Source organism: Algoriphagus sp. (genome assembly GCF_029254265.1).
In the GTDB taxonomy this organism is placed as follows: domain Bacteria; phylum Bacteroidota; class Bacteroidia; order Cytophagales; family Cyclobacteriaceae; genus Algoriphagus.
Window position 1 is genome coordinate 131,537 of record NZ_JAQWXX010000132.1, and the last position, 24,194, is coordinate 155,730.

The 24,194-nt window shown below is 41.1% G+C and carries 16 protein-coding genes and 1 pseudogene; 14 read left to right on the plus strand and 3 right to left on the minus strand.

Annotated features, from left to right (window positions below; all coding sequences use genetic code 11):
* The first annotated feature begins 2 nt into the window (after positions 1-2).
* From P8O16_RS19990 to P8O16_RS20010, 5 genes are all read left to right on the plus strand, one after another.
* Positions 3-3,047, plus strand: a complete 3,045-nt coding sequence (locus tag P8O16_RS19990; RefSeq protein ID WP_300318002.1) for an efflux RND transporter permease subunit — start codon at positions 3-5, stop codon at positions 3,045-3,047.
* Position 3,048: 1 nt separating this feature from the next.
* A complete protein-coding gene (locus tag P8O16_RS19995; RefSeq protein ID WP_300318004.1) occupies positions 3,049-6,228 on the plus strand; it encodes an efflux RND transporter permease subunit in 3,180 nt (1,059 codons plus the stop codon).
* A 155-nt stretch (positions 6,229-6,383) separates the two neighbouring features.
* Positions 6,384-7,487 (plus strand): 6-bladed beta-propeller, encoded by a 1,104-nt coding sequence (locus P8O16_RS20000; RefSeq protein ID WP_300318007.1) that lies wholly within the window; start codon positions 6,384-6,386, stop codon positions 7,485-7,487.
* The gene (locus P8O16_RS20005) at positions 7,468-7,974 is read left to right on the plus strand and encodes a hypothetical protein (RefSeq protein ID WP_300318009.1); all 507 of its coding nucleotides are present in this window, start codon (positions 7,468-7,470) and stop codon (positions 7,972-7,974) included. Before P8O16_RS20000 ends, P8O16_RS20005 begins: the two co-directional genes overlap by 20 nt.
* A gap of 64 nt (positions 7,975-8,038) precedes the next feature.
* The gene (locus P8O16_RS20010) at positions 8,039-9,226 is read left to right on the plus strand and encodes a hypothetical protein (RefSeq protein ID WP_300318012.1); all 1,188 of its coding nucleotides are present in this window, start codon (positions 8,039-8,041) and stop codon (positions 9,224-9,226) included.
* On the opposite strand, the gene P8O16_RS20015 is transcribed toward P8O16_RS20010, so the two are convergent.
* From P8O16_RS20015 to P8O16_RS20025, 3 genes are all read right to left on the minus strand, one after another.
* A complete protein-coding gene (locus tag P8O16_RS20015; protein ID WP_300318013.1) occupies positions 9,220-9,918 on the minus strand; it encodes a hypothetical protein in 699 nt (232 codons plus the stop codon). The genes P8O16_RS20010 and P8O16_RS20015 overlap by 7 nt on opposite strands.
* Positions 9,919-9,974: 56 nt before the next feature.
* Positions 9,975-11,132 (minus strand): ATP-binding protein, encoded by a 1,158-nt coding sequence (locus P8O16_RS20020; RefSeq protein WP_300318015.1) that lies wholly within the window; start codon positions 11,130-11,132, stop codon positions 9,975-9,977.
* A gap of 206 nt (positions 11,133-11,338) precedes the next feature.
* Positions 11,339-13,345, minus strand: coding sequence for a dehydrogenase E1 component subunit alpha/beta (locus P8O16_RS20025; RefSeq protein ID WP_300318018.1), 2,007 nt, complete (start codon positions 13,343-13,345; stop codon positions 11,339-11,341).
* Between the two features lie 384 nt (positions 13,346-13,729).
* Here P8O16_RS20025 and P8O16_RS20030 point away from each other — a divergent pair, with 384 nt between their 5' ends.
* From P8O16_RS20030 to P8O16_RS20070, 9 genes and pseudogenes are all read left to right on the plus strand, one after another.
* A complete protein-coding gene (locus P8O16_RS20030; protein WP_300318020.1) occupies positions 13,730-14,818 on the plus strand; it encodes a hypothetical protein in 1,089 nt (362 codons plus the stop codon).
* 83 nt (positions 14,819-14,901) lie between these two features.
* The gene (rimO, locus tag P8O16_RS20035) at positions 14,902-16,215 is read left to right on the plus strand and encodes a 30S ribosomal protein S12 methylthiotransferase RimO (RefSeq protein WP_300318022.1); all 1,314 of its coding nucleotides are present in this window, start codon (positions 14,902-14,904) and stop codon (positions 16,213-16,215) included.
* A 93-nt stretch (positions 16,216-16,308) separates the two neighbouring features.
* Positions 16,309-17,496: a hypothetical protein gene (locus tag P8O16_RS20040; RefSeq protein ID WP_300318026.1), complete on the plus strand. Its 1,188-nt coding sequence runs from the start codon at positions 16,309-16,311 to the stop codon at positions 17,494-17,496.
* Between the two features lie 87 nt (positions 17,497-17,583).
* A pseudogene (locus P8O16_RS20045) lies at positions 17,584-17,766 on the plus strand (TRAM domain-containing protein); the annotation flags it as partial.
* Between the two features lie 82 nt (positions 17,767-17,848).
* A complete protein-coding gene (locus P8O16_RS20050; RefSeq protein WP_300318028.1) occupies positions 17,849-19,201 on the plus strand; it encodes a toxin-antitoxin system YwqK family antitoxin in 1,353 nt (450 codons plus the stop codon).
* A 182-nt stretch (positions 19,202-19,383) separates the two neighbouring features.
* Positions 19,384-20,253: a glycerophosphodiester phosphodiesterase family protein gene (locus P8O16_RS20055; protein WP_300318030.1), complete on the plus strand. Its 870-nt coding sequence runs from the start codon at positions 19,384-19,386 to the stop codon at positions 20,251-20,253.
* Between the two features lie 51 nt (positions 20,254-20,304).
* Positions 20,305-21,468: a hypothetical protein gene (locus tag P8O16_RS20060; RefSeq protein WP_300318031.1), complete on the plus strand. Its 1,164-nt coding sequence runs from the start codon at positions 20,305-20,307 to the stop codon at positions 21,466-21,468.
* 165 nt (positions 21,469-21,633) lie between these two features.
* The gene (locus P8O16_RS20065) at positions 21,634-22,629 is read left to right on the plus strand and encodes an adenosine kinase (protein ID WP_300318033.1); all 996 of its coding nucleotides are present in this window, start codon (positions 21,634-21,636) and stop codon (positions 22,627-22,629) included.
* A 214-nt stretch (positions 22,630-22,843) separates the two neighbouring features.
* A complete protein-coding gene (locus P8O16_RS20070) occupies positions 22,844-24,172 on the plus strand; it encodes a pitrilysin family protein (protein ID WP_300318054.1) in 1,329 nt (442 codons plus the stop codon).
* Positions 24,173-24,194: the final 22 nt, after the last annotated feature.

A 24,194-nucleotide genomic window follows, 5' to 3' on the forward strand; every position in this document is an offset into this window, starting at 1 on the left:
CCATGGTACGATTTTTACTGGCCCGGCCGATCGCCGTTTTCATGACTTTTATGGCTTTGATGGTTTTTGCCTTCATCGTCCTGCGCACGCTCCCAATTTCCCTTCTGCCTCCGATCGATGTGCCTCAAATCGTCGTGAAGGTCAACTATCCCAATGCCTCCCCGGAAGCCATCGAGCAAAATGTGCTCAGTCCAATCCGAGAAGGATTGATCACTTTGAATGGCCTGGAGGAAATGGACTCGAAGGCTGGTTCGGAGGTTGGGACTATTCGATTGACTTTTGATTACAGTACCAAGATGGAGCTGGCCTACATCGATGTCAATGAGAAAATTGACCGATTGACTAATTCCCTTCCTGAAGATCTTGGCCGACCGGAGGTCATCCGAATCAATACTTCGGATATTCCTGTGGCGCGTGTGCAGGTGGTTCCCAAAGAAAATGTGGATGAAGTGGAGGTGAGCTTACTTGCCGAAAATGTGCTAAAGAAACGAATCGAGCAGCTTCCCGGAGTTTCACTAGTCGATATAAATGGAAAAAAAGAACGCATCATCACGGTAGAACCTGATGAGCAAGCGCTCGCAGCTTTGGGGATGACCCAGCAACAAGTCATTTCGGCGATCCAGTCCGGAAACTCAGAGCTTCCGGGAATCTCCGTAAAAGATGGGCAATTCCGCTATTATTTGAGGCTGGCAACTCGGGTGGATAGCCCAAGTGATATCGAAACGCTTCCTGTAGCCTCTCCCTCAGGTGCGATTATTCCCTTGGGCCGATTGGCAAAAGTGACCTATGAATCCAAGGAAATGCTCGGCTATCATCTCTTTGGAGCCAAAGAAGCCTTAGTTATTACGGTTCACAAGCAGGCTTCGGCCAAAATGAATGAATTGATTCCTGAATTGAAAGCTGCGCTGGAGCTTTTCAAAACAGATTATCCTCAGGTGGATTTTGAACTGACGCAAGATCAATCTAATCTGCTAAATGCGGCCATTTCCAATCTGCAAACTTCCTTGCTTTTTGGAGGAATTTTCGCGTTTGCAGTGCTCTTTCTCTTTATGAAGGATTTTCGATTACCTTTAATTATCGGGGTGAGTTTGCCTTCTTCACTTTTGATCAGTTTTCTGATTTTCTACTTTTTTGATATTTCCATTAATATCATTTCCCTCTCCGGTTTGGCACTTGGGATCGGGATGCTGATTGATAATGCGATTATTGTGCTGGATAATATTACCCGCAAGCGGGAAAGTGGATTAGGACTTTTTGACGCCTGTGTAGAAGGTGTGGAAGAAGTGATGGGGGCGCTGATCAGTTCGGTCTTGACTACCTTGGCAGTATTTGTGCCGCTGGTTTTTCTGAGTGGAATTTCAGGTGCTTTGTTTTTCGATCAGGCGGTTGCCGTTGCTGCGATTCTTTCGGTTTCGTTGGCGGTGGCATTTATCCTGCTTCCCATGCTTTATTTTCTGTTTTTCTCCAAAAGCAAAAAAGTGGACGATGGGAAAGAAGGTCCTTTTTTCTCCAGAATTTTAGGTTTATATGAATTTGGCTATCGAAAAATTACTGCGAATCGGAAACTGGCGATTTCGATTTTTGCGATACTGATTCCTCTGGGATTGTTGATTAGTCAGGTTTTGAAAACTGAAGGGCTTCCTGAAATTGAAAAATTGGATGCTACCCTGGAAGTGGATTGGAATGAGCCGATTTCTGCTTTGGAAAATCGGGAAAGAGTGATCCAACTGATGAAAACTTTGGAAGGAGATTTTGCTCAGGCAGAAGCAGATGTCGGAGTCCGGCAGTTTTTGCTTTTTGACGGGGAAAATTCCATACAGCAATCCTTGCTTTATTTTCTCTTCCCAACTGTGGAAGAAAAAGAGGCTGCGATCGCAAAGCTTGAAAAATTTGTAAGGACTACCTTTCCACAAGCAGCATTTACTTTGGGCGACGCCCCGAATGCGTTTGATCAATTGTTCAATTCGGCGATGCCTTATTATGAAGTGCGATGGAAAGATCTGACTGCGAAAGAGCCAGTGCCAGAAGAAAAAATGGATCCTTGGCTTAGCCAATTTCCAACTTCGGAGTGGGAGCGGGGACCAGGTTTGCAAAAGGAGGCTTCGGTAGTTTTTACGCTTCGAGCAGATCGATTGGCAACTTATCAGATTCCTGTGAATACGATTCAGGAGCAGCTTTCGAAGCTTTTCGGAAGTTTTACCATCACAGATATTCGACGATTTGGGGAGATTACCCCGATTCGGCTCAAGGAACCGGAAGATCGCTTTGAAGATTTGCTGCGAAATACGAGAGTATATGCATCGGATTCCACCTCTTACATTTTGGGTGAGTTTGTGGATTTTCGCTATGAGGATCATTATAAATATGTGACTGCAGACAAAGGTGGAATCTATCAATCTGCTTTGGTGACTGCTGAAAATCCCGAGGAACAAGCGAGTGAATTTTTCCATTGGGGACAAGACAAAAATTTAGGAATAGCTATCGTCGGGCAATATTTCAAAGACCGGGAAAATATTCAACAACTCATTGGTATTTTACTTATCTCGGTTTTGCTCTTGTATTTTATTTTGGCAGCCCAATTTGAAAGTTTTGTTCAGCCGCTGATTGTGGTCTTTACGCTTCCTTTGGGTATTGGAGGAGCATTTTTGGTCTTGTGGCTTGCAGGTTCTTCGCTGAATGTAATGTCTGCCATCGGCTTGGTGGTGATGCTTGGAATCATGGTGAATGATGCGATTTTGAAAATCGATACGATCAATCGCTTACGGCTGGTCTATGTAGAATCGGATGAAATCAATGCCGAGCAGGCTTTGGAAATGGCACTTCATCGCGCAGGTCAGATTCGATTGAAGCCGATTCTGATGACTTCAATCACGACAATTCTAGCTTTGATTCCGATTATTTTCAGCAGTGGTTTGGGAGCAGATTTGCAGCGTCCTTTGGTGGAGGCGGTGATAGGAGGTTTGACGATCGGAACATTGACAGCCTTGTATTTTGTGCCACTAGCCTACTGGTTTTTTGTACCAAAGTCAAAATTAAAGCAAATCTGATATGACACCATTTCGAATCCTGATTGCTTTTGTATTGCTTTCCATTTGTGGATTTGCGGTTATTCCTTTGCTTTCTGTGGATTTGAACCCACGAGAGCGGGAACCCGTGCTTCGGATCAGCTATTCGATTCCAAGGTCTTCGCCTGAGATCGTCGAAAAGTTGGCGACTTCTCCGCTGGAAGGGACTTTTTCCAGACTTTCTGAGCTGAAAAAAATTTCCTCAGTTTCCAATTACGACCAGGGTTCGATCACGCTCACATTTGACAAGAAAGCGGACATGGAGCTCAAAAAGTTTGAGGTTTCCTCTATGATTCGGCAGGTTTATCCGCAACTTGATCAGCGGGTTTCGTATCCATTGGTGAGTCAGACTGCCGAAAGGCAAAATAATGTCAAGACTCCTATTTTGACTTACAGCGTCAACGGACCTTTTGCTTCCTTCGAAATTAAAAAGATAGCAGAAGATATTTTGAAGCCAGCCTTGACAAAATTCGAAGCGGTGGAAGAAGTCTCTGTTCGTGGAGCGAATGACTTGCAGCTTTATGTGACCTTTGATATCCAAAAGATGCAGGCTTTTGGAGTGACTCGAGGTGAATTGAATTCGAGGGTCAATCAGGCTTTTGGTCGGGAATTTCCCGGTGCAGTCGTTAATAATAAAGGAGAGACACTTTTTGTACAAGTGGATCGCTCGCTAAAGGAAATGGTTCAACTTGAAGAGCTGACCATCAAACAAGTAAACGGAATGCCGGTACGTCTTCGGGATGTTGCAAAAATCACCTTGGAAGAAGCTGAGCCGAGTAGCTATTACCGGATCAATGGCAATAACTCCGTTACGCTTTCCATCTTTAACCGAGATGGGGTCAATAAAGTCCTGCTAGCGCAAAATCTAAAAGAATCCATCGAGCAAGCCGGGCAACTACTTCCTGCGGGATTTGAGGTTCGTCTCGAAAATGACGACACTGAGTTTCTCGAAAAAGAGCTTGATAAAATCTACAAGCGATCGGGACTCTCGATTTTGATCTTGATCCTTTTTATATTCTTGATCAATCGCAATTTGAAGTACCTCACGATTCTCTTTTTGGGGATTGTGGCAAATTTGAGCCTTTGTGCGATCATTCTCTATTTTCTGAAAGTTGATATTCATCTTTATTCACTGGCGGGTCTCACGATTAGTTTTGGATTGATTGTGGATAATGCGATCATCATGATCGATCACTTGCACAAGCATCGAAATCGTAAAGTTTTCCTCGCTTTGCTGGCCGCTTCGCTGACTACGATTGCAGCGCTGATGATTGTCTTTCTTCTTCCGGAAGAAGATCGAAAGAACCTGACAGAATTTTCCATTGTGGTATCCGTGATGCTGGGGATTAGCTTGTTGATTGCACTGTTTTTTACGCCTGCCTTTTATCAGGTGATGTTCAAAGAATCTGTGAAAAAGGCCAGGGGGTTGACTATCCCTAAACTCCGTAAGCGGGTTAAGGCTTTGCGACGCTATGAAAGCGGGATTGCGTGGACTGCGCGCTACCGAAAGTCCTTTATCACGTTGATGATTTTGTTGTTTGGTACGCCTATTTTCTTTCTTCCCGCCAAATGGGAAGGTCAGGAATGGTACAATAAGACGGTGGGAAATACCTTTTACCAAGAGGAAATCCGACCCTATGTAGATAAAGCTTTGGGCGGTTCCCTTCGGATGTTTGTGCGTGGAGTGTATGAAAAAAGCTCCTATCGGGAAGCGGAGAAAACTCGGCTCTATGTTTATGCCCGACTTCCATTTGGAAATACCTTGGATCAGATGGATTTCATCATGCGGGAATTTGAAACCTATCTGAAAGATGTCAAAGGAATAGATCAGTTTGTCACATTTGTGCAATCTGGACAAAGTGCACAGATCTCGATCACATTTGATGAAGCCTACGAAAAAGGTGCTTTACCTTATCAGTTGAAGGGAAAACTATCCGTTAAATCCACAGATTGGTCGGGTGCTCAATGGAATATTTACGGAGTGGGTCAGGGTTTTTACACCGGAGGTGGAGGTGAAGGAATCCCAAATTTCCGAGTGGAAATGCGGGGTTACAACTTTGACGAACTCGAAAAGCAAACCGAAATCCTAGCTGAAAAACTACTGAAACACAAGCGAATCCAAGAGGTCAATACCAACGAGCGTCTCAGCTACAATGAGCAAAAGACGGAAGAATATGTCTTGCGATTGGATCAGAATCAAATCGCTCTTGGCGAGACCAATCAGTATGAAGTGATTAATACCATGCTGGATCTGAGCAAGCCGCAAGGACCCTCTGGGATGTTGACTTTGGAAGAAAAAAACTATGGCTTAGTAATTCGAGAAACAGATTCTAAGGATTTCAGCAAGTTTGACTTAGAGCAAAAAGGATTGATTGGTGGAGGAGATCGGATTTTTAAAATCTCTGATTACGGCACCCTGACCAAAGAAACCACCACCAATGCCCTGCATAAAGAAGATCGGCAATACCTCCGGGTAGCTTCCTTTGAGTACATGGGGTCTGCTAAATTCGGAAATGAATATCTGGATGAAGTATTAGCCGAAATGAAGCAACTCATGCCAATCGGCTATGAAGCGAAAAAGCAAACCTGGTCTTGGGATTACGAAAAAGCGAAGCGTCAATACGGCTTGATCGGGTTCCTGATCATCGGGATTTTCTTTATCTGTGCCGTTTTGTTTGAGAATCTCAAGCAGCCAATCTATATTATCGTCATTATACCGATTAGCTTTATCGGCTTATTTTTGATCTTTTCCCTGTTTGATTTCTACTTTGATCAGGGAGGATATGCCGCTTTTGTGATGCTCGGGGGCTTGGCGGTCAATGCCGGAATCTTTATCATCAACGACCTGAACAACCGTTCAACGGGACTTTATAATCGCAATGTTTTAAAATCAGTAGCAGGAAAAGCAATTCCTATTTTGCTCACGATCATGTCCACCTGCTTTGGATTGATTCCATTTCTGATTGAGGGGCAAAATGAGATTTTCTGGTTTTCACTGGCAATTGGTACGATCGGAGGATTGGTATTTAGTATGGTGGGGGTGTTCTGGATCTTGCCGATGTTGCTTTGGAAAAGAGAGGTTATTGCGGAGAAGATTGTGGCTCCCGCTAAGGAGCCAAGGCGCAAATGGTTTTTCTCACGGCGACGCGGCGGCGGAACGTGAGATAACCTTTGAGGTTTTTTTCGAACCTCGAAGGTTTTGAATGTAATATTAAATTAAAATTCATATGAAATCGAGTATGACTCAAAAGTCACACACTTGGATGATTTTGCTGGATGCGAGATTCCATGTAACCTTTGAAAATCAAAAATAATCACATGAAAAATCTATTGCCAATCATCTTGCTTACTCTTTTTGCCTGTGGTAAATCAGAGGAATCCGGACCTATCGCTATTCAATTTGATCAATTGGAGGCAATTACTCCAGATTTTGAAATTCTAAAAGTGATTCTTCTTGAATCAGATACTACTGAGTTGCTTGGTTCAGATTTGAAGGTTAGTTATGATTCTGATCAATTTTATGTAGCGAATTACATGCGGCCAAAAGGTATTCATCATTTTTCCAGGGAGGGAAATTACTTAGGGCTAGCAGCTATGGTAGGTGAGGCTCCTGGTCAAATCAGAGGGTTCAACGATTTTAAAGTATATCGGGATACCCTTCAAGTCATTGATGGACTTGGGGATAGAATTGAGTTGTATAAATTTGCACCCTCAAATGAGTTGGTTTCTACTACGAAGTTCCCACTCAATGTATTCTCTTTTCAACCTTTGAAAGATGGCCATTGGTTTTATAGTGGTTATAACAAGGTTGCGGGGACACATCGTCTGATAAAAACTGATCAAAATGGAAAAATAAAACGCTCGATTTTGGAAAATCTATTTGCAGATGAGATGCTTCCTATCGACGAGCAGGTTTTTTTTAAAGGGGATAATCGGATTTTGTTTCGTGAACCATTTAAAACTATGGTATATGAAATGGAGTCTGACACCATTCAGCCGGTCATAAAAATCGATTTTGGAAAATATACCGTTCCAGAGAAGTTTTGGGAGATGACCGACCCTTTTGCAGGCTTTGAAATGATCCAAGAACAGGGTTTTTCAGATATTTATTTTATGGCTGAAACTGCAGATTACTTCTTTGCCGATGTGATCACCCAAAGTTCTGAATTTCGGAAGAAGGAGCTTTTTATCTTAAATAAGAAAACTCAGAAGCAGTTGAAGTTTTTGGTAGATGAGGAAGGACTTGGACAATTTTATAGTCCGATCGGCATCGAAGGGGATCAGATCGTTTTTATAGCCTATGCACCATATCTGATCAAGAATCTTAATTCGATCAAGGCTAGTCCAGCCATTTTGGAGCAACTATCGAAACTAAGCGAGGATTCAAACCCGGTGATCTTGTATGCGAAAATACCAGAATAGTGTCATTCTAATTTTACTGATTGGGATTGGCGCTTTGTTATTTTTCATCAATCAAAAAGAGACGGAGACTCCAAAAGGAAAGCAGATTCAGCATTTTAGAAACGCTGAAGTAATCAATCCTGATCGGGGTACAAAGTTTGATTCCAGCTGGTTTGATGCAGACTTTCAGGTCATAGTTTTTGCTAATAACCTCTCGGAATATTCAATATTTAACTTTGATTGGAATCCCTATTTTGAAAATAATCCTGAGATAAAATTCATTTTCTACTATTCTGGAAATGAAAAGAGTAAAATAGAAAAATGGATGAAAGAAACGGATTTTCAGCGGCCCATATTGTATGATCCTGCCAAGGAGTTTTATATTCAAAATGTAGTCGGAGATACGAATGGGATTGTTTTTAATACGAAAGACGGAAAAGTTCAGTTTTTAGAAAATCCCTCATTTCCCAATTATCAGGATTTTTTGGATGAGCTTAAAGGAAAATAACCGTGCCGAATTGTCCTATAATTGCTAGAAAATGCGACCTATCATAAAACCAAACTCCTTATCCATGTACAGACCTGTTTTTTTAATTTGTTTCGGGATGTTCTTCGCAGCCCTTTTTTCCTGTTCCGAAAAAGAAACCACTACAACTCCAACTAGCCCAATTCAAGAGCTTCAGTTTGAGGTGGTGGATTCTATCCTAGTGGATTTGCTTGAGCCGGTTACCATTTTGGATTACCATCCCTCAAAGGATCTATATCTGATGAAAAATACCAGAGAAGGAAAGGTTTTTCTGGTCAATGGACGGGGAGAAATACTTGAAAAGCATGAGCTAGGAGGCGAAGGGCCAAATCAGGTTCCTCAATTTTTTGAAGGGAGGTTTTACGGAGAATCCGGATATGTTTTTAAAGAGCTTTCTATGGAGATGCCATATCACTTGTTCGATGCTGATTTTACTAAGATCAAAAAAACCAAGGGTACGGTGAAAGAGATGATGTCTCTTTCTATCAACTCAAATAAACAGAGTTTTACAGTGTTTGAAGAGGATGGGAAGTATAAGTTGGTGGGGGAGGAACCGAACTCCTTCTCTATCGCTGATATAGATTTGGAGACCATTGGAGCTGATTTTTACAATAAGGTGAATAAAGGATTTATACTTGATTTGGAGCAGGACTCCGTTCACTACCTAAATGTATATCCTGATGACTGGACTTATAAAAAAGAGCAAAAGTGGATCGGGGCAACTTATCCAAGTTTATCGTTTAACCCAACTACCAAAACCCTGGCTTCCTTACCGCAGATGGGTAATCAACTTGGGATTTATAAGCTGGAAGGAAATGACGCTGTTTATCAAACAGTAGTAGAGTTGAGCCATCCTGATCGGGATGGGTATGAGGCATCTCTTGGTATGGATGGTTTAGTATACCCAGGTTTTAACGATATCAAAGCTTTTGGCCCCTATCAGATACTTATATTTTTCACTCCAATGCCTGAAGATATTTTAATGGGTTTCAGGGCAAAATCTGAGGAGTATTTCAGAGATCCGGAATTCAGAGAAGCCCTAACCAAGTATAGAAAACCGCGATATATTATTGTAAAAGAAGATCAGCAAATTGGAATCCTCAATGAGCTTCCAGTGGCAGGTGTTGTAAACATTGGTTTGTCTGATGGAACGCTGATTGTCAAAGCCGCTGAAGGAGAAATAGAGCGGGATTATAATTTGTTTTATAAACTGAGACTCAAGACCGCTCAATGAAACAAATCATACACTACGATTCCAACTGAAAAAGTAAGTAACTGAAGCGGGCTTCTACGGAAATTGTAGTCAAACTCCCCGTTTCCCTGATCTGGAAGGTAAGTGACATCCCCTTTGGTCAAAAAACGGATACTGTTGCTGTCTTGGTAACTGGTTTTTAATTCCAACTTGGTTCCTTCATCCAAAAAAGGCAAGGGAATCTGAATTCCCGCTCCGATTCGATAAGCTATAGCCCAATCCCTGTGATCGGAATCTGCTTCGATTGGTTCTTCATCGATGGTTACCCGGATTTGGTATCGTGTATAGAGGTAATTTGCCCCGAATTGAGTTTCGATAAAAGGAGTGTATTTGGCATTTACCCAAGGCAAGTATCGCATGGTAATCATGCCTGTAGCGATGTAATTATTTCTTCGCAGCCGTAACTCATCGCTAAATCCTTGGTATAAATCAGTTCGCTTTTCCAACTTACTTCCATAGAGACCATAGCCCAAATCCAATCCAATTTGTATGGGAGCGGTTTGAAATTCATAAAGCATAAATCCTGAAAGGGTAGGAAAAAAAATCGATCCTGCTTCTTCCTTAAGTTTTCCTACTGACGAACTCCCATTGAAATGTCCACCGGCAAGAAAAAATTGAGCTTGAACGGTTAGCGTAGTGAAGAAGAAAAAAGAGAATGTTAGAAATCTTTGCATCAACTGTTTTTTTAAATTGATACGGAAAAAGGAGTTGTCGGGGTTTTTTATTTTGACTAGGATAGAGATTCCAACTCCTTCAAGAATTTTACAATTCCGACCACAGTCACATTCTTTGCAATCGGGTAGCTGTCTTCTTTTGGAATGACCACATGGAGGTGTTCGATTCCCAGATCATCCATTGCTAGAAAAGTCCCTTTACTTATTTTAGGGGTTAAACTGAATTTAATTTCCACTGCGGAAAGCCATTGATTCCCTCTTCTAATCAGGAGGTCGATTTCAGCTCCGTCCTGAGTTCGGTAATAATAAAGTTCACAATCTTGAGGCAAAACACTTGCCGCTTGATTGATCACAAAAGCTTCCCAAGATGATCCCAAGAGTATATTTCCGAATAGGTCATTCATCGATTGGATCCCTGTCAGGTAATGAAGCATTCCGGTGTCTCGGTAGTACAGTTTTGGGGATTTTACCAATCGCTTTTTGAGATTTACGTGCCAGGAGGGGAGTTCACGCAAGAGAAATGCCTCGATCAAGAAACTCATATATGTTTTCACCGTAGGGTTTGAAAGTCCTAGTGCTTTCGAATAGGCACTGTAATTAAGCGGGCCACCTTGTGCATTTGCGATCATCATCATCAACTGTCGGGTCTGTCTTGGTTCAGCGGGAAGTCCGTATTGAGGTAAATCTCGTTGGATATAGCTATTGACGAAATTCCGATACCAAATATGTGAAAATGAGTTTTCTGTGGAGAGAAATGGTTCTGGGAAGCCTCCGTTTATCCAGAGTGAATTAGTTTGATCTACATCTGAAATTTCGAGAAGATTTAGCGGAGTCATTTCTAGGTAATTTATTCTTCCAGCTAGGCTTTCTGTACTTTGGAGAAGTAAGGTCGGAGCTGCCGAGCCCAGAATAACGAATCGTCCTGGCCTCCGATCTTCGTCCACCATGGCTCGAATAATCGGAAAAAGGCTTGGTAAATGATGGATCTCGTCCAGAATAATTGTTTTGTCTAAATTCTGTGAAAAGAATAATTCAGGGTCCGAAAGTTTATTCAAATCAGAATTACGCTCCAAATCCAAATAGATAAATGGGACTTTGTAAGTGATAGATTTCACTAGGGTGGTTTTGCCGACTTGGCGGGGGCCGATTACTCCTGTAACTGGAAATAACCGTAGTGATTCTATGAAATCCTTTTCTATGCTTCGTTTTATCATCCCTGTAAAATTAAAAATAAATTTTAAAAATGCAGGGGTTGATATTCTCAAATCCTAAATTGTTTTATCAAAGATTTAAGATTTTGCTACTTCTCCCAAGTGAGTGTCTCCACTCACATAAATGATGTTTATTTGAAGCTTAAGATTTTGCTGTCCGTGAGGACAAACAGCGGCAGTTAATTGTCTTTTGCGAAGTAATCTTCCAATCAATACTCCACCAACTCCCTCAATTTATTCTGGAATCGGGCGACAGGCAAAAACTGCTTCTCCAAGCTTGGAGCAAAAGGAACAGGGGTATCCAAACTCCCTTCCCGCATGACAGGCGCATCTAGGTCGGTAAAGCAATGCTCAGAAATCCAGGCACAAATCTCTGCTCCAATTCCGCCAGTCAGGCAGTCCTCCTGAAGAAAAATCACTTTCCCTGTTTTCTTCACCGTAGCTTTCACAGATTCTTTATCCCAAGGTAAAAGAGTCCGCAGATCCAAGATATCTGCAGAAATCCCCATTTCTTCTATGGCTTTCAGTGCCCAGTGGACTCCCATGCCATAAGTGATGATGGATACCTGATCTCCAGTTTTCGCTAAAGCTGCTTTGCCTATTTCTACCGTGTAATATTCATCCGGAATCTCCGCACTGATGGACCGGTACATGCCTTTGTGCTCAAAATATAAATAAGGGTTCGGGTCCTCCAGAGCCGCATTGAGTAAGCCTTTGGCATCGTAAGGGTTTGATGGATAGACGATTTTTAATCCTGGGGTATGGAAAAACCAAGCCTCATTGGATTGAGAATGGAATGGGCCAGCAGCCATTCCGGCACCGGTTGGCATCCGAACGACCACATCGGCATTTTGCCCCCAGCGGTAATGGATTTTGGCCAGGTTATTTACGATTTGATTAAAGCCTACCGAGACAAAATCCGCAAATTGCATCTCCACCATGGCTTTGTAGCCTTTGATGGAAAGTCCCAATCCTGCTCCGATAATAGCACTTTCACAGAGCGGCGTATTTCGAACGCGATCAGCTCCGAATTTTCCTTTGAACCCATCAGTGATTTTGAATACTCCTCCGTACTCACCAATATCTTGTCCCATCAGCACGAGGTTTGGATACTTTTCCATGGACTGGAAAAGCCCGTCTGAGATTGCGTCCACAAATCGTTTTTCGGATTTGGGATTGTTTTCTGAAGGAGAAATTACTTCCTGGGTAAATGGCGCATAAACATCTTTCAATTCCAACTCAAGATCTGGTTGAATGGCTTCTTCCGCAAATGCAACCTCCAGTCCATCATTGATGGCTTTCTTTACTTTTTTGTTGATTCGTTCTTTTGTTTTTTCATCCAATACGCCAATGGATTCTAAGTAGGCTTCGTAATTATCCACCGGATCAAGCTTTGACCAGTCTTCCATCAATTGCTTAGGAACATACTTTGTCCCAGATGCTTCCTCATGTCCCCGCATTCGGAAGGTGATGGCTTCGACAAGCACTGGACGTGGGTTTTTCCGGATATCCTCTGCTAGATTCCTGATTGCATCGTAGACTTCCAAAACGTTATTTCCTTGAATTCTGAGAGTTTCCATACCATAGCCTGGGCCTTTTTCAGTAAAGTATTTGAAAGCAAATTGCTCTTCGCTTGGGGTAGAAAGTCCGTAGCCATTGTGCTCTACAATAAAAATCACCGGAAGTTTCCACACTGCGGCGACATTCAAACCTTCGTGAAAGTCACCCTCTGAACTTGCCCCATCTCCTGAAAAAACCAAGGTCACTTTCTTTTCTTTTGAAAGCTTATCTGCCAAAGCGATCCCATCTGCAATTGCAAGTTGTGGGCCTAAGTGAGAGATCATCCCGACGATGTGATGTTCATTACTTCCAAAGTGAAAAGAACGATCCCTGCCTTTGGTGAAACCCGAAGCTTTTCCCTGAAACTGAGCAAAAAGCTTTTCCAGCGGCATATCTCTGCCGGTGAAAATCCCCAGATTTCGATGCATTGGTAGAATGTATTCATTTGCGGCCAAGGCATTGACTGCTCCAATCGAAATTGCCTCTTGTCCCCAACCGCTAAACCATTTGGAAATTCGACCCTGACGAAGCAGAATCAACATTTTCTCTTCGATTCTGCGAGGCATAATCAGTGATTCGTAAAGAGAAAGAAGTGTTTCGTTAGAATAATTCTTTCGATCAAAAGTCAATAAAGCCGATTGGGTCAATTCAGTCATTTCTTTGGGATTTGAGCACTAAGTTAAAATAGCTTTTAGGCTTTACAAAGCTTAAAATTCGGCTTTCTGATCCAGTCTAGGGGATTTTTAAAAAATGTGTCTTTTAATCCATTTAAACCTATAAAATGCAAAACCCCGGCCTTGGCCGGGGTTAAAAAATAAATGCAAGGAGTTAAAAAGTTTTGCTGTATGATTCAAAAGTAGCTATCGGAATTCCGTCCAGCGACACTTTTCGGTTATGCTTAGTTTAACAAAAAAGAGCAGGTTTAATAAATTGGTAATACAGGCTTGAGTGAGATTAAAAATTACTCGTTCCATATGTTTTCTTGCAAGTTTTGGGTACTTTTTGACATAATTTTAAGTTAACGAAGCTCCTAAAGACCTATGAAATTTACAGCTGCATTTTTAATTGGTATTCTCTTTTTCGCTTCATCAGTGTGTCTTTTAGCTCAGGGTAAAACAGAAGTTGAGATCCGAGGGGAGCAATTTTTTATTAATGGAAAGCCTACTTACGAAGGAAGGACTTGGAAGGGAAATCGAATAGAAGGGTTACTGATGAATTCTAGAATGGTTCAAGGAATTTTTGACGATTTGAACCAGGAGACGATTTTTAATTGGGAATACCCGGATACTAAAACTTGGGATGCCGATAGGAATACGAGTGAGTTTGTGAGTCACATGGAAGAGTGGAATTCTTACGGCATGCTTTCTTTTACCATTAATCTACAGGGAGGAAGTCCTTTTGGTTATTCTCAAAATCAGCCTTGGATCAATTCAGCTTTCGATGAAAAAGGAAAAATCCGAAAAGCCTATCTCGCTCGATTAGAACTAATTCTTGATGAAGCTGACCGATTGGGGATGGCGCCTATTTTAGGCTTATTTTACTTTGGTCAGGATGAAAATTTGGAAGATGAAACAGCGGTGATCCGTGCTGTTACGGGGATGCGGGACTGGCTACTGAAAAAGGATTACCGGAATGTTTTGATTGAAATCAATAACGAATGCAATATTCGCTACGATCATGCGATTTTGCAACCTGAGCGAGTTCACGAATTAATCGAATTGATGAAAATTCCAACTAAATCAGGCCGGAGATTGTTGGTCAGCACCAGTTATGGCGGAGGGGCTATTCCTTTAGAAAATGTAGTTCGAACTTCAGATTATATTCTTCTTCATGGAAATGGTGTAAAAGATCCCAATCGGATCAAAGCCATGGTGCAGGAAACTCAATCGGTAGCAGGCTATGCCCCAAAACCTATTGTCTTTAATGAGGATGATCACTTCAATTTTGATCAAGACCTGAATAATTTCACGGCAGCAGTTTCTGCCTACGCTTCCTGGGGATATTTTGATTACCGAATGAAAGAAGAAGGATTCTCCAAAGGCTACCAGAGTGTCCCGGTAGATTGGGGAATTAATTCTGAGCGAAAAAAGGGGTTCTTTAGGCTAATGAAAGAAATAACGGGATATTGACCACAGACCACAGTCGACTGTTGACAGTGGTCTGTTGACATAAAATTTTCCCTACCTTTGCACCCTCAAAAAGTAGGAAAACTGTGAAAGCGAGAACTCTCAAAAAAGACAAAGTCAATATTATCACCATGGGCTGCTCCAAGAATCTAGTGGATTCGGAAGTGCTACTGACCCAACTTAGAGGCAATGGCATTAACGCCAGCCATGAGTCCAATTCGGATGATAATAATATTGTGATCATCAATACCTGTGGTTTTATAGACAATGCGAAGCAGGAATCGATTGATACGATTTTGCAATATGTGGATGCCAAAGAGCAGGGTTTGGTGGACAAAGTCTATGTGACTGGTTGTCTTTCGCAGCGCTACAAAGACGATTTGGAAAAAGAAATCCCCCAAGTAGATGCGTTTTTTGGAACGCGAGACTTGCCTGCGATTTTAAAGAAGTTCAAAGCAGATTACAAGCATGAGTTGGTGGGCGAGCGGCTTTTAACTCATTCCGCGCACTATGCTTACATGAAGATTTCAGAAGGTTGCGACAGACCTTGTTCTTTCTGTGCGATTCCTTTGATGCGTGGAGGACATATCTCCCGACCGATTGAGGAACTGGTGAAAGAAGCGCAGCATAAAGCAGCTGGAGGAACCAAGGAATTGCTTTTGATAGCTCAGGATTCGACTTATTATGGCTTGGATCTGTATAAAAAGCGAAATCTGGCTGAACTCATGAGAAGACTTTCTGATGTGGAGGGAATAGACTGGATTCGCCTGCATTATGCCTATCCGACTGGATTTCCGATGGAAGTGATCGAAGTGATGAAGGAGCGGGAGAATATTTGCAACTACTTGGATATTCCATTGCAACACGGATCAAGCGATGTGCTCAAGGCGATGCGAAGAGGAACGACCCGTGAAAAGCAGGAAGAACTGATTCATAGTATCCGAGATATTTTGCCAGAGATTGCGATACGTACGACCATGATTGCGGGACACCCGGGAGAAGGCGAAAAGGAATTCCAAGAGATGGTAGACTTTGTGGAGCGAATGAAGTTTGAGCGCTTGGGTGTGTTTACCTATTCACACGAAGAAAATACTCACGCGCATACTATGGACGACATCACTCCTCAGGAAGTAAAACAGGAGCGAGCCAACCATCTGATGGAAGTGCAGGAGCAAATCTCCTATGACTTGAATCAGGAAAAAATAGGCAAAACCTTTAAGGTGCTAATCGATAAGAAAGAGGGTGGACACTTCGTCGGCCGAACAGAGTTTGACTCGATAGAAGTGGATAATGAAGTGCTGATCGATGCAGCCAAACATTATTGTAGAGTAGGTGACTTTGTCCAAGCGAAAATCACCGATGCGACGGAATTTGATTTGTACGCTACAGTGGAAGAGTAATCTAGTTTTTAATAAATTTGAAAGACATGGTTTTAATTTTGTCCTAGCTATCGTATTTTTAGTTAAACCAAATAATTTTTTAAGATGTATACAATGGCTTTTGCACTGTTATCAGTGTTTCTACAGACCCAAACTTTGGATACTGGGTATTATTATTTTGGCAATACCAATGTAATAGGAGTAGGGATACTCGAAGGAGAAGAGAAAGAGGGAGAATGGAAAGTTTATGTTAGAAATAATCCAGAGCAACTTCCTAAAAGTTCATTACTTCAAGCTGACCTTGAAGAGTTTGAACGAGATTTTAAACAGGAATTTCCTTTGTTTGTCATAGACTTTGAAAAAGGAGTTCCCAATGGACGTTTCTTGGAAAATCATCCAAATGGCAAGCCCAAAGTAGTAACTCATATGACCGATGGAGTTTTGGATGGTGAATTCAGCGAATTTCAAGAAGACGGGGAGTTACATTTTACAGGTACAATTTTGCAGGGTAAAAAGGACGGGGAGTGGATAGAATATCTAAAATCTGGAGAAATCAAAACTTCGCTGATTTATAATCAAGGATATTTAGACGGAAAATCTCATGGATATTTTCCTGATGGAAGCGTAGAATGGGAGGGTGTATTCAAAAAAGGAGAACTGGATGGTCCTTATGCGTATTACCTGCCTGATTCGGGAATTAAATTCAAAGGTCAATTTGCTAAGAATATTCCGGTTGGAGAATGGTTTGAGAAATTGGAAATCGTTCCGGGATTTTATAGAAAAGGAACTTATAAAAACGGACTCAAGGAAGGTGAATGGCAACTTCTTGGTTCAGAAGGGAAGATTTTGCAGGCAGAGCAATACAAGAAAGGAAAGTTGATATCTCTGGGTGAATTTCAGATTCCAAATCCGGAATTGGATAAAAACAAAGTAAAAAATGGCAATGGAAAACGATATTTCTATAATGAAGAAGGGCAGATCCTTGCAAAGGGAAAAATCTCCAAAGGGATGGTAAAGGGTAATTGGTATTTTTATTTTCCAGAATCCAATCGGATCTCAGCTTTAGGCCAGCTATCAGGATCTGAGCGAGTTGGCACCTGGTATTTTTACAGTTTTGACGGTGAAACCTTAGATCAAATTGCTTATGGACGAGAAAAGGGGGAATCTTATAGCGGACAAGACTCATTGAAATTGGATAGTGGCAGACAGGGTGTTCCCTTTGGATCTGGATCACCATTAACTCCGGACAAATTCGCCGAAACGCAAATGCGTATGTCCACCATGGGGCAATTTTTAAAATAAATAATAGCAGTTTTTTTTGACCAAATCATCTGATCAAATTGCCGTTTCGATTTGATCAGATGCTGAAGTAGGAAATTAGACTTGCCTTTCAAAGTCTTAATCAATAAGAAAGAATGCGGACACTTCGTCGGCCGAACGGAGTTTGACTCAATCGAAGTGGATAATGAGGTGCTAATCGATGCGGCCAAACATTACTGCCGAGTGGGGGACTTTGTGCAAGCGAAAATCACCGATGCGACGGAATTTGATTTGTATGGAGAAGTGATCTAAACAATTAAATTTCAAATACCGTTAACCCGATAGAATTAGAACCTATCGGGTTTTTTCGTGCTCATCTGAAAACGCTATCCCTATGAAAACGATCTTCACTTTTCTCATCGGATTAATATTCCTTTATAATCCTCAACAGGAAGACAAAAACACTTATTTCTATTTTGGAAATACCAATTTTATTGGGACTGGTCCAATGGAAAATGGAAAAAAGAATGGGGATTGGAATATCTACCAACGAATAGATCTCTCAGAATTGCCGGTAGCATCTATCGAAGCAGTGGATGGTGAGAAGATTAGTCAGCAATTTGATCTTACGAAAACTGTTTATCGAATTAGCTTTAAAAATGACCTCCCTGATGGTATTTTGGAAGAGCATTTTTCAAATGGGAAAATTAAAAAGTTGGTAAATTATTCTGAAGGAATGCTAAATGGTGACTTTTTTGAATTTAGCCAGGAAGGTGAAATTCTGCTCTCAGGAAGCTATTTTGAAGATCAGAAAGTGGGAGAATGGAATTCTTTTTATTCGGATGGGACTAAGAAATCTGATTTTTTTTATGAAGAAGGTCTTCTTTCTGGAATTACAAAAAATTACTATCCAGACGGGACAGTTGCGGAATTGATTTCATTAAAATCCGGCCAAATGGATGGTTCCTATCAATCTTTTTTTCAAAATGGGGTCAAGCAAAAAATGGTACAGTTTCTGGATGGAAAGGAGCATGGAGATTTCATTTTATATTATCCAGATGGAAAAATAAGTGCTAAAGGCGAATTCGAAAAAGGTAGTCTAAGTGGGAACTGGGAGTTTTTTAATGCTGATGGCATATTGCTTTCCGAAGGAACTTATCAAGCGGGTCAAAAAAGTGGAGAATGGAAAGAAGTATTTGAAGGAGTAGCCGGACTTTACAAATCGGGAGAATACCTTGTTGGTTTAAAGACAGGGAGTTGGAAGGTGATTGATTCCGACGGATTCGTGTATCAGGAGGAAATCTATATTGAGGACAAACTGGTCTCAATAAGCGAATTCAAAACCATTTCAGGCAATCTTTTGGAAAGTGGAAAAATAAAAAATGGTAACGGCAGGCGAATTATCTTCGATTCTGTAGGGAATATTCTTGAAAAAGGAAGATATGCGAAAGGTAAGCGTTCAGGACTATGGTATCAGTATTTTCCAAAAACAGAAAGTGTGGCTAGTACTGGCAACTATTCTGGGGGAAACAAAATTGGTACTTGGAACTATTACGACTTTGCCGGGCAATTGGTCAGCCAAAAAGACTTTAGCAAAGATGAAAATGCTGATTTTAGAAATCCACCAACACCGGAAAAACAGTTAGAGGATCGATTAGGTCTGGGAAGGTTTTTTTCCAACCAACCTCAATCGGCCAATGATCTCAGTTATTTGCAGCGGTTTAATTTTGTCAATTCCACATTCTAAGCTTTAAAATCACTTATATGTTTCATTTAATGCAGTCAGGCTGAAAGGTTTGACTGCATTGCTTTTTTATAAGATCATTGGTTTGGGATCCCTATGATTTGAATTTAAAATAGTCAATTAGAAAGCTGTTAAACATTTGGGAGTTCTTGGCAAGTCTCGGTTAAACCTTCTATTTTTAAAGTATGAAAAAAATCCTTCTTTCACTGCTCGCACTTTTACCCATGACTGTTTTTGCTCAATTCTCTTACGACCTTCAAGGCCATCGGGGCAGTAGAGGTTTGATGCCGGAAAATACCATTCCTGCCATGATCAAAGCGATGGATCTTGGTGCGACGACGCTGGAAATGGATCTGGCAATCACCAAAGACGGGGATGTGATTCTTTCACACGAGCCATTTATGAATCCGGTGATTTGCCTGACTCCGGATGCAGCCACGATTGATGCGAAAGATCATTCTTACAATCTGTATGAAATGACTTATCGTGAGATTTTGGGATTCGATTGTGGAACTAAAGTTCATCAGGGATTTCCGCAGCAAGTCAAGTTTTTTGCCACCAAACCACTCTTAAAAGATGTTTTTGTGGTGACTGAGAAATACGCCAAGGATATGAATCTTCCTGCGCCACGCTACAATATTGAGATTAAAAGCAGTCCGGAGGGAGATGGGATCTATCATCCTGAAGTAAGCGAGTTTTCAGACAAAGTGGTCAAGCTGATTTCCGAATCGATAGGCTGGGAGCGGGTGAATATCCAGTCTTTTGACTTTCGGGTCTTAAAATATATTCATGCGACTTATCCCGATGTTCCGCTAGCCATGCTGGTGGAGAATGCGGCAACTTACAAAGCAGATCTGGAGGAATTGGGTTTTCAACCGGAGATTTTCTCACCTTACTTTGTGGGTTTAACTCCTGAAATCATCCAGACGCTAAAAGAAAAAGGAATGAAAATTATTCCTTGGACCGTGAATACTACTCCTCAGATGGAAAAGCTTCTCGAAATGGGTGTGGATGGGATTATCACAGATTATCCGAATTTGGCTCCGAAGCGTTAGTTTTTGCCCTTTGACTCCCTTTTCCTAATTTAGCAGACTAAAATCCCCCGAATGAAGTTGATTGAAGTCACCACGCCTGCCCATCAGAAGGAGTTTATTGAGATGGCGGTGCGTCTTTATAAAAATGAGAAAAATTGGATTCGACCCTTGGATGCTGATATCGAAGGACTTTTTCATTCAGAAACCAACAAGCTTTTTCGAAATGGTGCCAAAGCTAAACGCTGGCTTTTACAAAATGACAAAGGTGAAACCATAGGACGAGTAGCTGCTTTCATCAATCCTAAGATGAAGGAAAAGCAGCCTACCGGGGGCCTTGGTTTCTTTGAATGCATCAAAGATCAGGAAGCCGCATTTTTACTTTTCGATACCGCAAAAGCTTGGTTGGAAAGCGAGGGAATGGAAGCCATGGACGGCCCGATCAACTTTGGAGAGCGGGATAAGTGGTGGGGACTACTGGTTGATGGATTTACGGAGCCGAACTACAATATGCCCTGGAACTTTGGCTACTACCAAGAATTCTTTGAGAATTATGGCTTTCAGCTTTACTTCAAGCAATTCACCTATGCCAGAAATGTGCAGAATGTAGGCTTTGATGAAAAGATGATCAAGCGTGCAAATGCAGTCATTGCAGATCCTGATTATTCGTTTCGGTATATAAAAGGAAAAGAACTACAGGAAAAAGCGCCGGAATACTTTATGACGGTGTATAATAAAGCCTGGGCTCGGCATATGGGTAAAACTATTGCGCTAAAGGAAGCGCAACTGATGTTTGGAAAGATGAAACCGATCATCGATCCGAAGTTAATTTACTTTGGTTTTTATAAAGGAGAGCCCGTTTCCATGTTTATTCAGATTCCGGAGATTAATCAGATTTTCAAGCATGTAAATGGGAAAATGGATCTGATCGGAAAACTCAAATTCCTTTGGTACAAGACCTTTTCTCCACCTAATAAAATGTTGGGATTGGTGTTTGGCGTAGTGCCAGAGCATCAAGGAAAAGGCGTAGAAAGTGCCATGGTAGTAGAATATGACAAAATGAGTGGGAAAAGTGATTTTCAATATAAAACCATAGAGATGAACTGGATTGGAGACTTCAATCCAAAGATGATGCGAGTCTGTGAACAACTTTTAGCTGATATTTATAAAACCCATCATACCTACCGGTATTTATTTGATAGAGAGAAACCTTTCGAGCGGCATCGAATTTTTGATTGACGAAATACTAAGTTCGAAATGCGAGATTGAAAGTATTGTTGGCACAATTTCCTAATCTTAAAATTTTGAATGAAGAATGCTGAATATCAAATAATGAAGTACCGTTAACCTCTGAATCCAATTTTCCAATATTTCAATTTTAAAATTTTCCAATAAAAAATAAGAATGAAAAAATACGACGTAACAGGAATAGGAAACGCCTTAGTAGATATTGAATTTAAAGTTACTGATCAGTTTTTTTCTGAAAATGGTGTAGAAAAAGGCCTGATGACATTGGTCGATGAAGAGAGACAAAATGCCTTGATGAAAGTAATTCCTACCGCTTCAGCTAAAAAACAGTGTGGAGGATCCGCCGGAAATACAGTCATTGCGGTGAGTCAGTTTGGAGGCAAATCATATTATTCTTGCAAGGTTGCCAATGATGAGTTGGGGCATTTTTTCATGGATGATATGAAAGAAGCTGGGGTGACTTCCAATCTAAATGTGGATCAACTTGAGTCAGGAATCACAGGGAAATGTTTGGTAATGGTCACCGAAGATGCGGAGCGGACCATGAATACTTTTCTTGGAATCACTCAGACCTATTCCATCGCTGATGTAAATGAAGCTGCGATCAAGGACTCAAAATATCTTTATATCGAAGGGTATTTGATTACTTCTGAAAATGGGAAAGCAGCGATGATTCATGCCAAGAAGATTGCGGAGGAAAATGGAGTCAAAGTAGCTTTGACTTTTTCTGATCCTGCGATGGTAAAGTATTTCAGAGAACCTTTTGATGCTGTGATCGGAGCGAGTGTTGATTTACTTTTTGCCAATGAGGAAGAAGCGATGCTGTTCACAGGAAATGACAATCTTTTGGAAGCGCGGGAGGAATTGAAAAAAGTGGCTAAGCGATTTGTAATCACGCAAGGTAAAAATGGAGCGATGATATTTGATGGAGATACATTTATCGATATCGAACCTTATGAGACCACGGCTATAGATTCAAATGGAGCTGGTGATATGTTTGCAGGCGCTTTTATTTATGGGATCACAAATGGTCACAGTTATGCATCAAGCGGGAAATTAGCATCAATGGCCAGTTCGAAAATTGTTAGCCAGTTTGGTCCCAGACTACAATGGCATGAGGCTAAAGATATCTTAGCAAGATTGAATCCTTAAAAAAAATTAACCCGAGGCAATTTGTTTCGGGTTAATTTTTTCTAAAACCACACTAAAAATTTTTTAGTTTGGTTATAATGTTATTTTTTAGAGGATTAATTGTGATAAAAGGTTCTGATGAGAGCTAAGAAGTTTAAAATGGTGCTTTATCGGTATTTTTGAAACAATTTTAACTTTAAGTGTATTTATTGAAAACAAACCCAATTTGATTATGATGAGAAAAATTACCGCTTTGGGCTTAGTTGCCGGCATGTTGACCTTGCCTGCACTTGCTCAAAAGAAAATCGAATACAAGGAATTCGATTTGGACAACGGTCTGCATGTGATCATGCACCAAGATGAGACTACTCCTATTGTGATAACTTCGGTTCTTTACCACGTAGGTTCTAAAAATGAGCAACCCGACCGTACTGGATTTGCTCACTTCTTTGAGCATTTAATGTTTGAAGGATCACCTAATATTGAAAGAGGAGAGTATATGAACATCATTCAGAGTCGTGGTGGAACGCTGAATGCATTCACTTCAAATGACATCACTTATTATTATGAGTTGCTTCCATCAAATGAGTTGGAGCTAGCGCTCTATATGGAAAGTGAGCGAATGCTACAATCCAAAGTAGATCAGACAGGAGTTGAAACACAGCGGGAAGTCGTAAAAGAAGAAAAGCGACAGAGCTATGATAACCGACCTTATGGATCTATCCTTATCGAAACTTTAAAAAGAGCATACACAGTTCATCCTTACCGTTGGGCACCTATTGGGTCTTTGGATGATTTGAATGCGGCCTCTATCGAGGAGTTTCAGCAATTTTACAAGGATTTCTATGTGCCAAACAATGCCACCTTGACTATTGCGGGAGATCTTGATTATGCCCAAACTGAAAAGTGGGTAAGACAATATTTTTCTGAAATCCCAAGAGGTACTAAAGAGATTTATAGACCAAATATCGTTGAGCCTAAGAAAACTGCTGAGATTAGAGATATCATTTATGACAATATTCAGATTCCTGCTGTGATTCAGGCTTATAACCTTCCAAAGCGAACTGATCAGGATTCCTATGCCCTTTCGATGCTTTCTACTTATTTAACAGGTGGTAATTCTTCATTGATGACTAAAGAATTGGTAGATAAGCAGCAAAAAGCACTTGCTTTGGCAGCAATTCCTCTAGAATTGGAGGATGGTGGCATATTTATCATGTATGGTATTACCAACATGGGGGTTGAACCAAAAGATTTGGAAACCGAAGTGGACAAGTTGATAAAGCAAGTTCAGGACGAAGGTATTTCGGATCAGGATTTTGCGAAGCTGCAAAACATCATGGAAAACAATTTGGTGAGTGGAAATTCATCCATGGCTGGAATTGCCCAAAATTTGGCAGAATCTCATGTGATTTTTGGTGATACTGAGTACATCAACAAAGAAATGGAGATGTATAGTAAAGTTACCAAGGCTGATCTTCAGCGAGTGGCTCAAAAATACTTGGATCTGAATGGACGGGTAGTGTTGTATTACCTTCCAAAGTCAGCTCAGTCAACTGAGTAATTGTTTCTCCTAATAATCAAAA

Coding starts and splice junctions, on each gene's coding strand:
- P8O16_RS19990 (WP_300318002.1), top strand. CDS start 3: ATGGTACGATTTTTACTGGCCCGGCCGATCGCCGTTTTCATGACTTTT.
- P8O16_RS20005 (WP_300318009.1), top strand. CDS start 7,468: ATGCGAAAATACCAGAATAGTGTCATTCTAATTTTACTGATTGGGATT.
- P8O16_RS20000 (WP_300318007.1), top strand. CDS start 6,384: ATGAAAAATCTATTGCCAATCATCTTGCTTACTCTTTTTGCCTGTGGT.
- P8O16_RS20040 (WP_300318026.1), top strand. CDS start 16,309: ATGGCTTTTGCACTGTTATCAGTGTTTCTACAGACCCAAACTTTGGAT.
- P8O16_RS20070 (WP_300318054.1), top strand. CDS start 22,844: ATGAGAAAAATTACCGCTTTGGGCTTAGTTGCCGGCATGTTGACCTTG.
- P8O16_RS20010 (WP_300318012.1), top strand. CDS start 8,039: ATGTACAGACCTGTTTTTTTAATTTGTTTCGGGATGTTCTTCGCAGCC.
- P8O16_RS20055 (WP_300318030.1), top strand. CDS start 19,384: ATGAAAAAAATCCTTCTTTCACTGCTCGCACTTTTACCCATGACTGTT.
- P8O16_RS20060 (WP_300318031.1), top strand. CDS start 20,305: ATGAAGTTGATTGAAGTCACCACGCCTGCCCATCAGAAGGAGTTTATT.
- P8O16_RS20020 (WP_300318015.1), bottom strand. CDS start 11,132: ATGATAAAACGAAGCATAGAAAAGGATTTCATAGAATCACTACGGTTA.
- P8O16_RS20025 (WP_300318018.1), bottom strand. CDS start 13,345: ATGACTGAATTGACCCAATCGGCTTTATTGACTTTTGATCGAAAGAAT.
- P8O16_RS20050 (WP_300318028.1), top strand. CDS start 17,849: ATGAAAACGATCTTCACTTTTCTCATCGGATTAATATTCCTTTATAAT.
- P8O16_RS20030 (WP_300318020.1), top strand. CDS start 13,730: ATGAAATTTACAGCTGCATTTTTAATTGGTATTCTCTTTTTCGCTTCA.
- P8O16_RS19995 (WP_300318004.1), top strand. CDS start 3,049: ATGACACCATTTCGAATCCTGATTGCTTTTGTATTGCTTTCCATTTGT.
- P8O16_RS20065 (WP_300318033.1), top strand. CDS start 21,634: ATGAAAAAATACGACGTAACAGGAATAGGAAACGCCTTAGTAGATATT.
- P8O16_RS20015 (WP_300318013.1), bottom strand. CDS start 9,918: ATGCAAAGATTTCTAACATTCTCTTTTTTCTTCTTCACTACGCTAACC.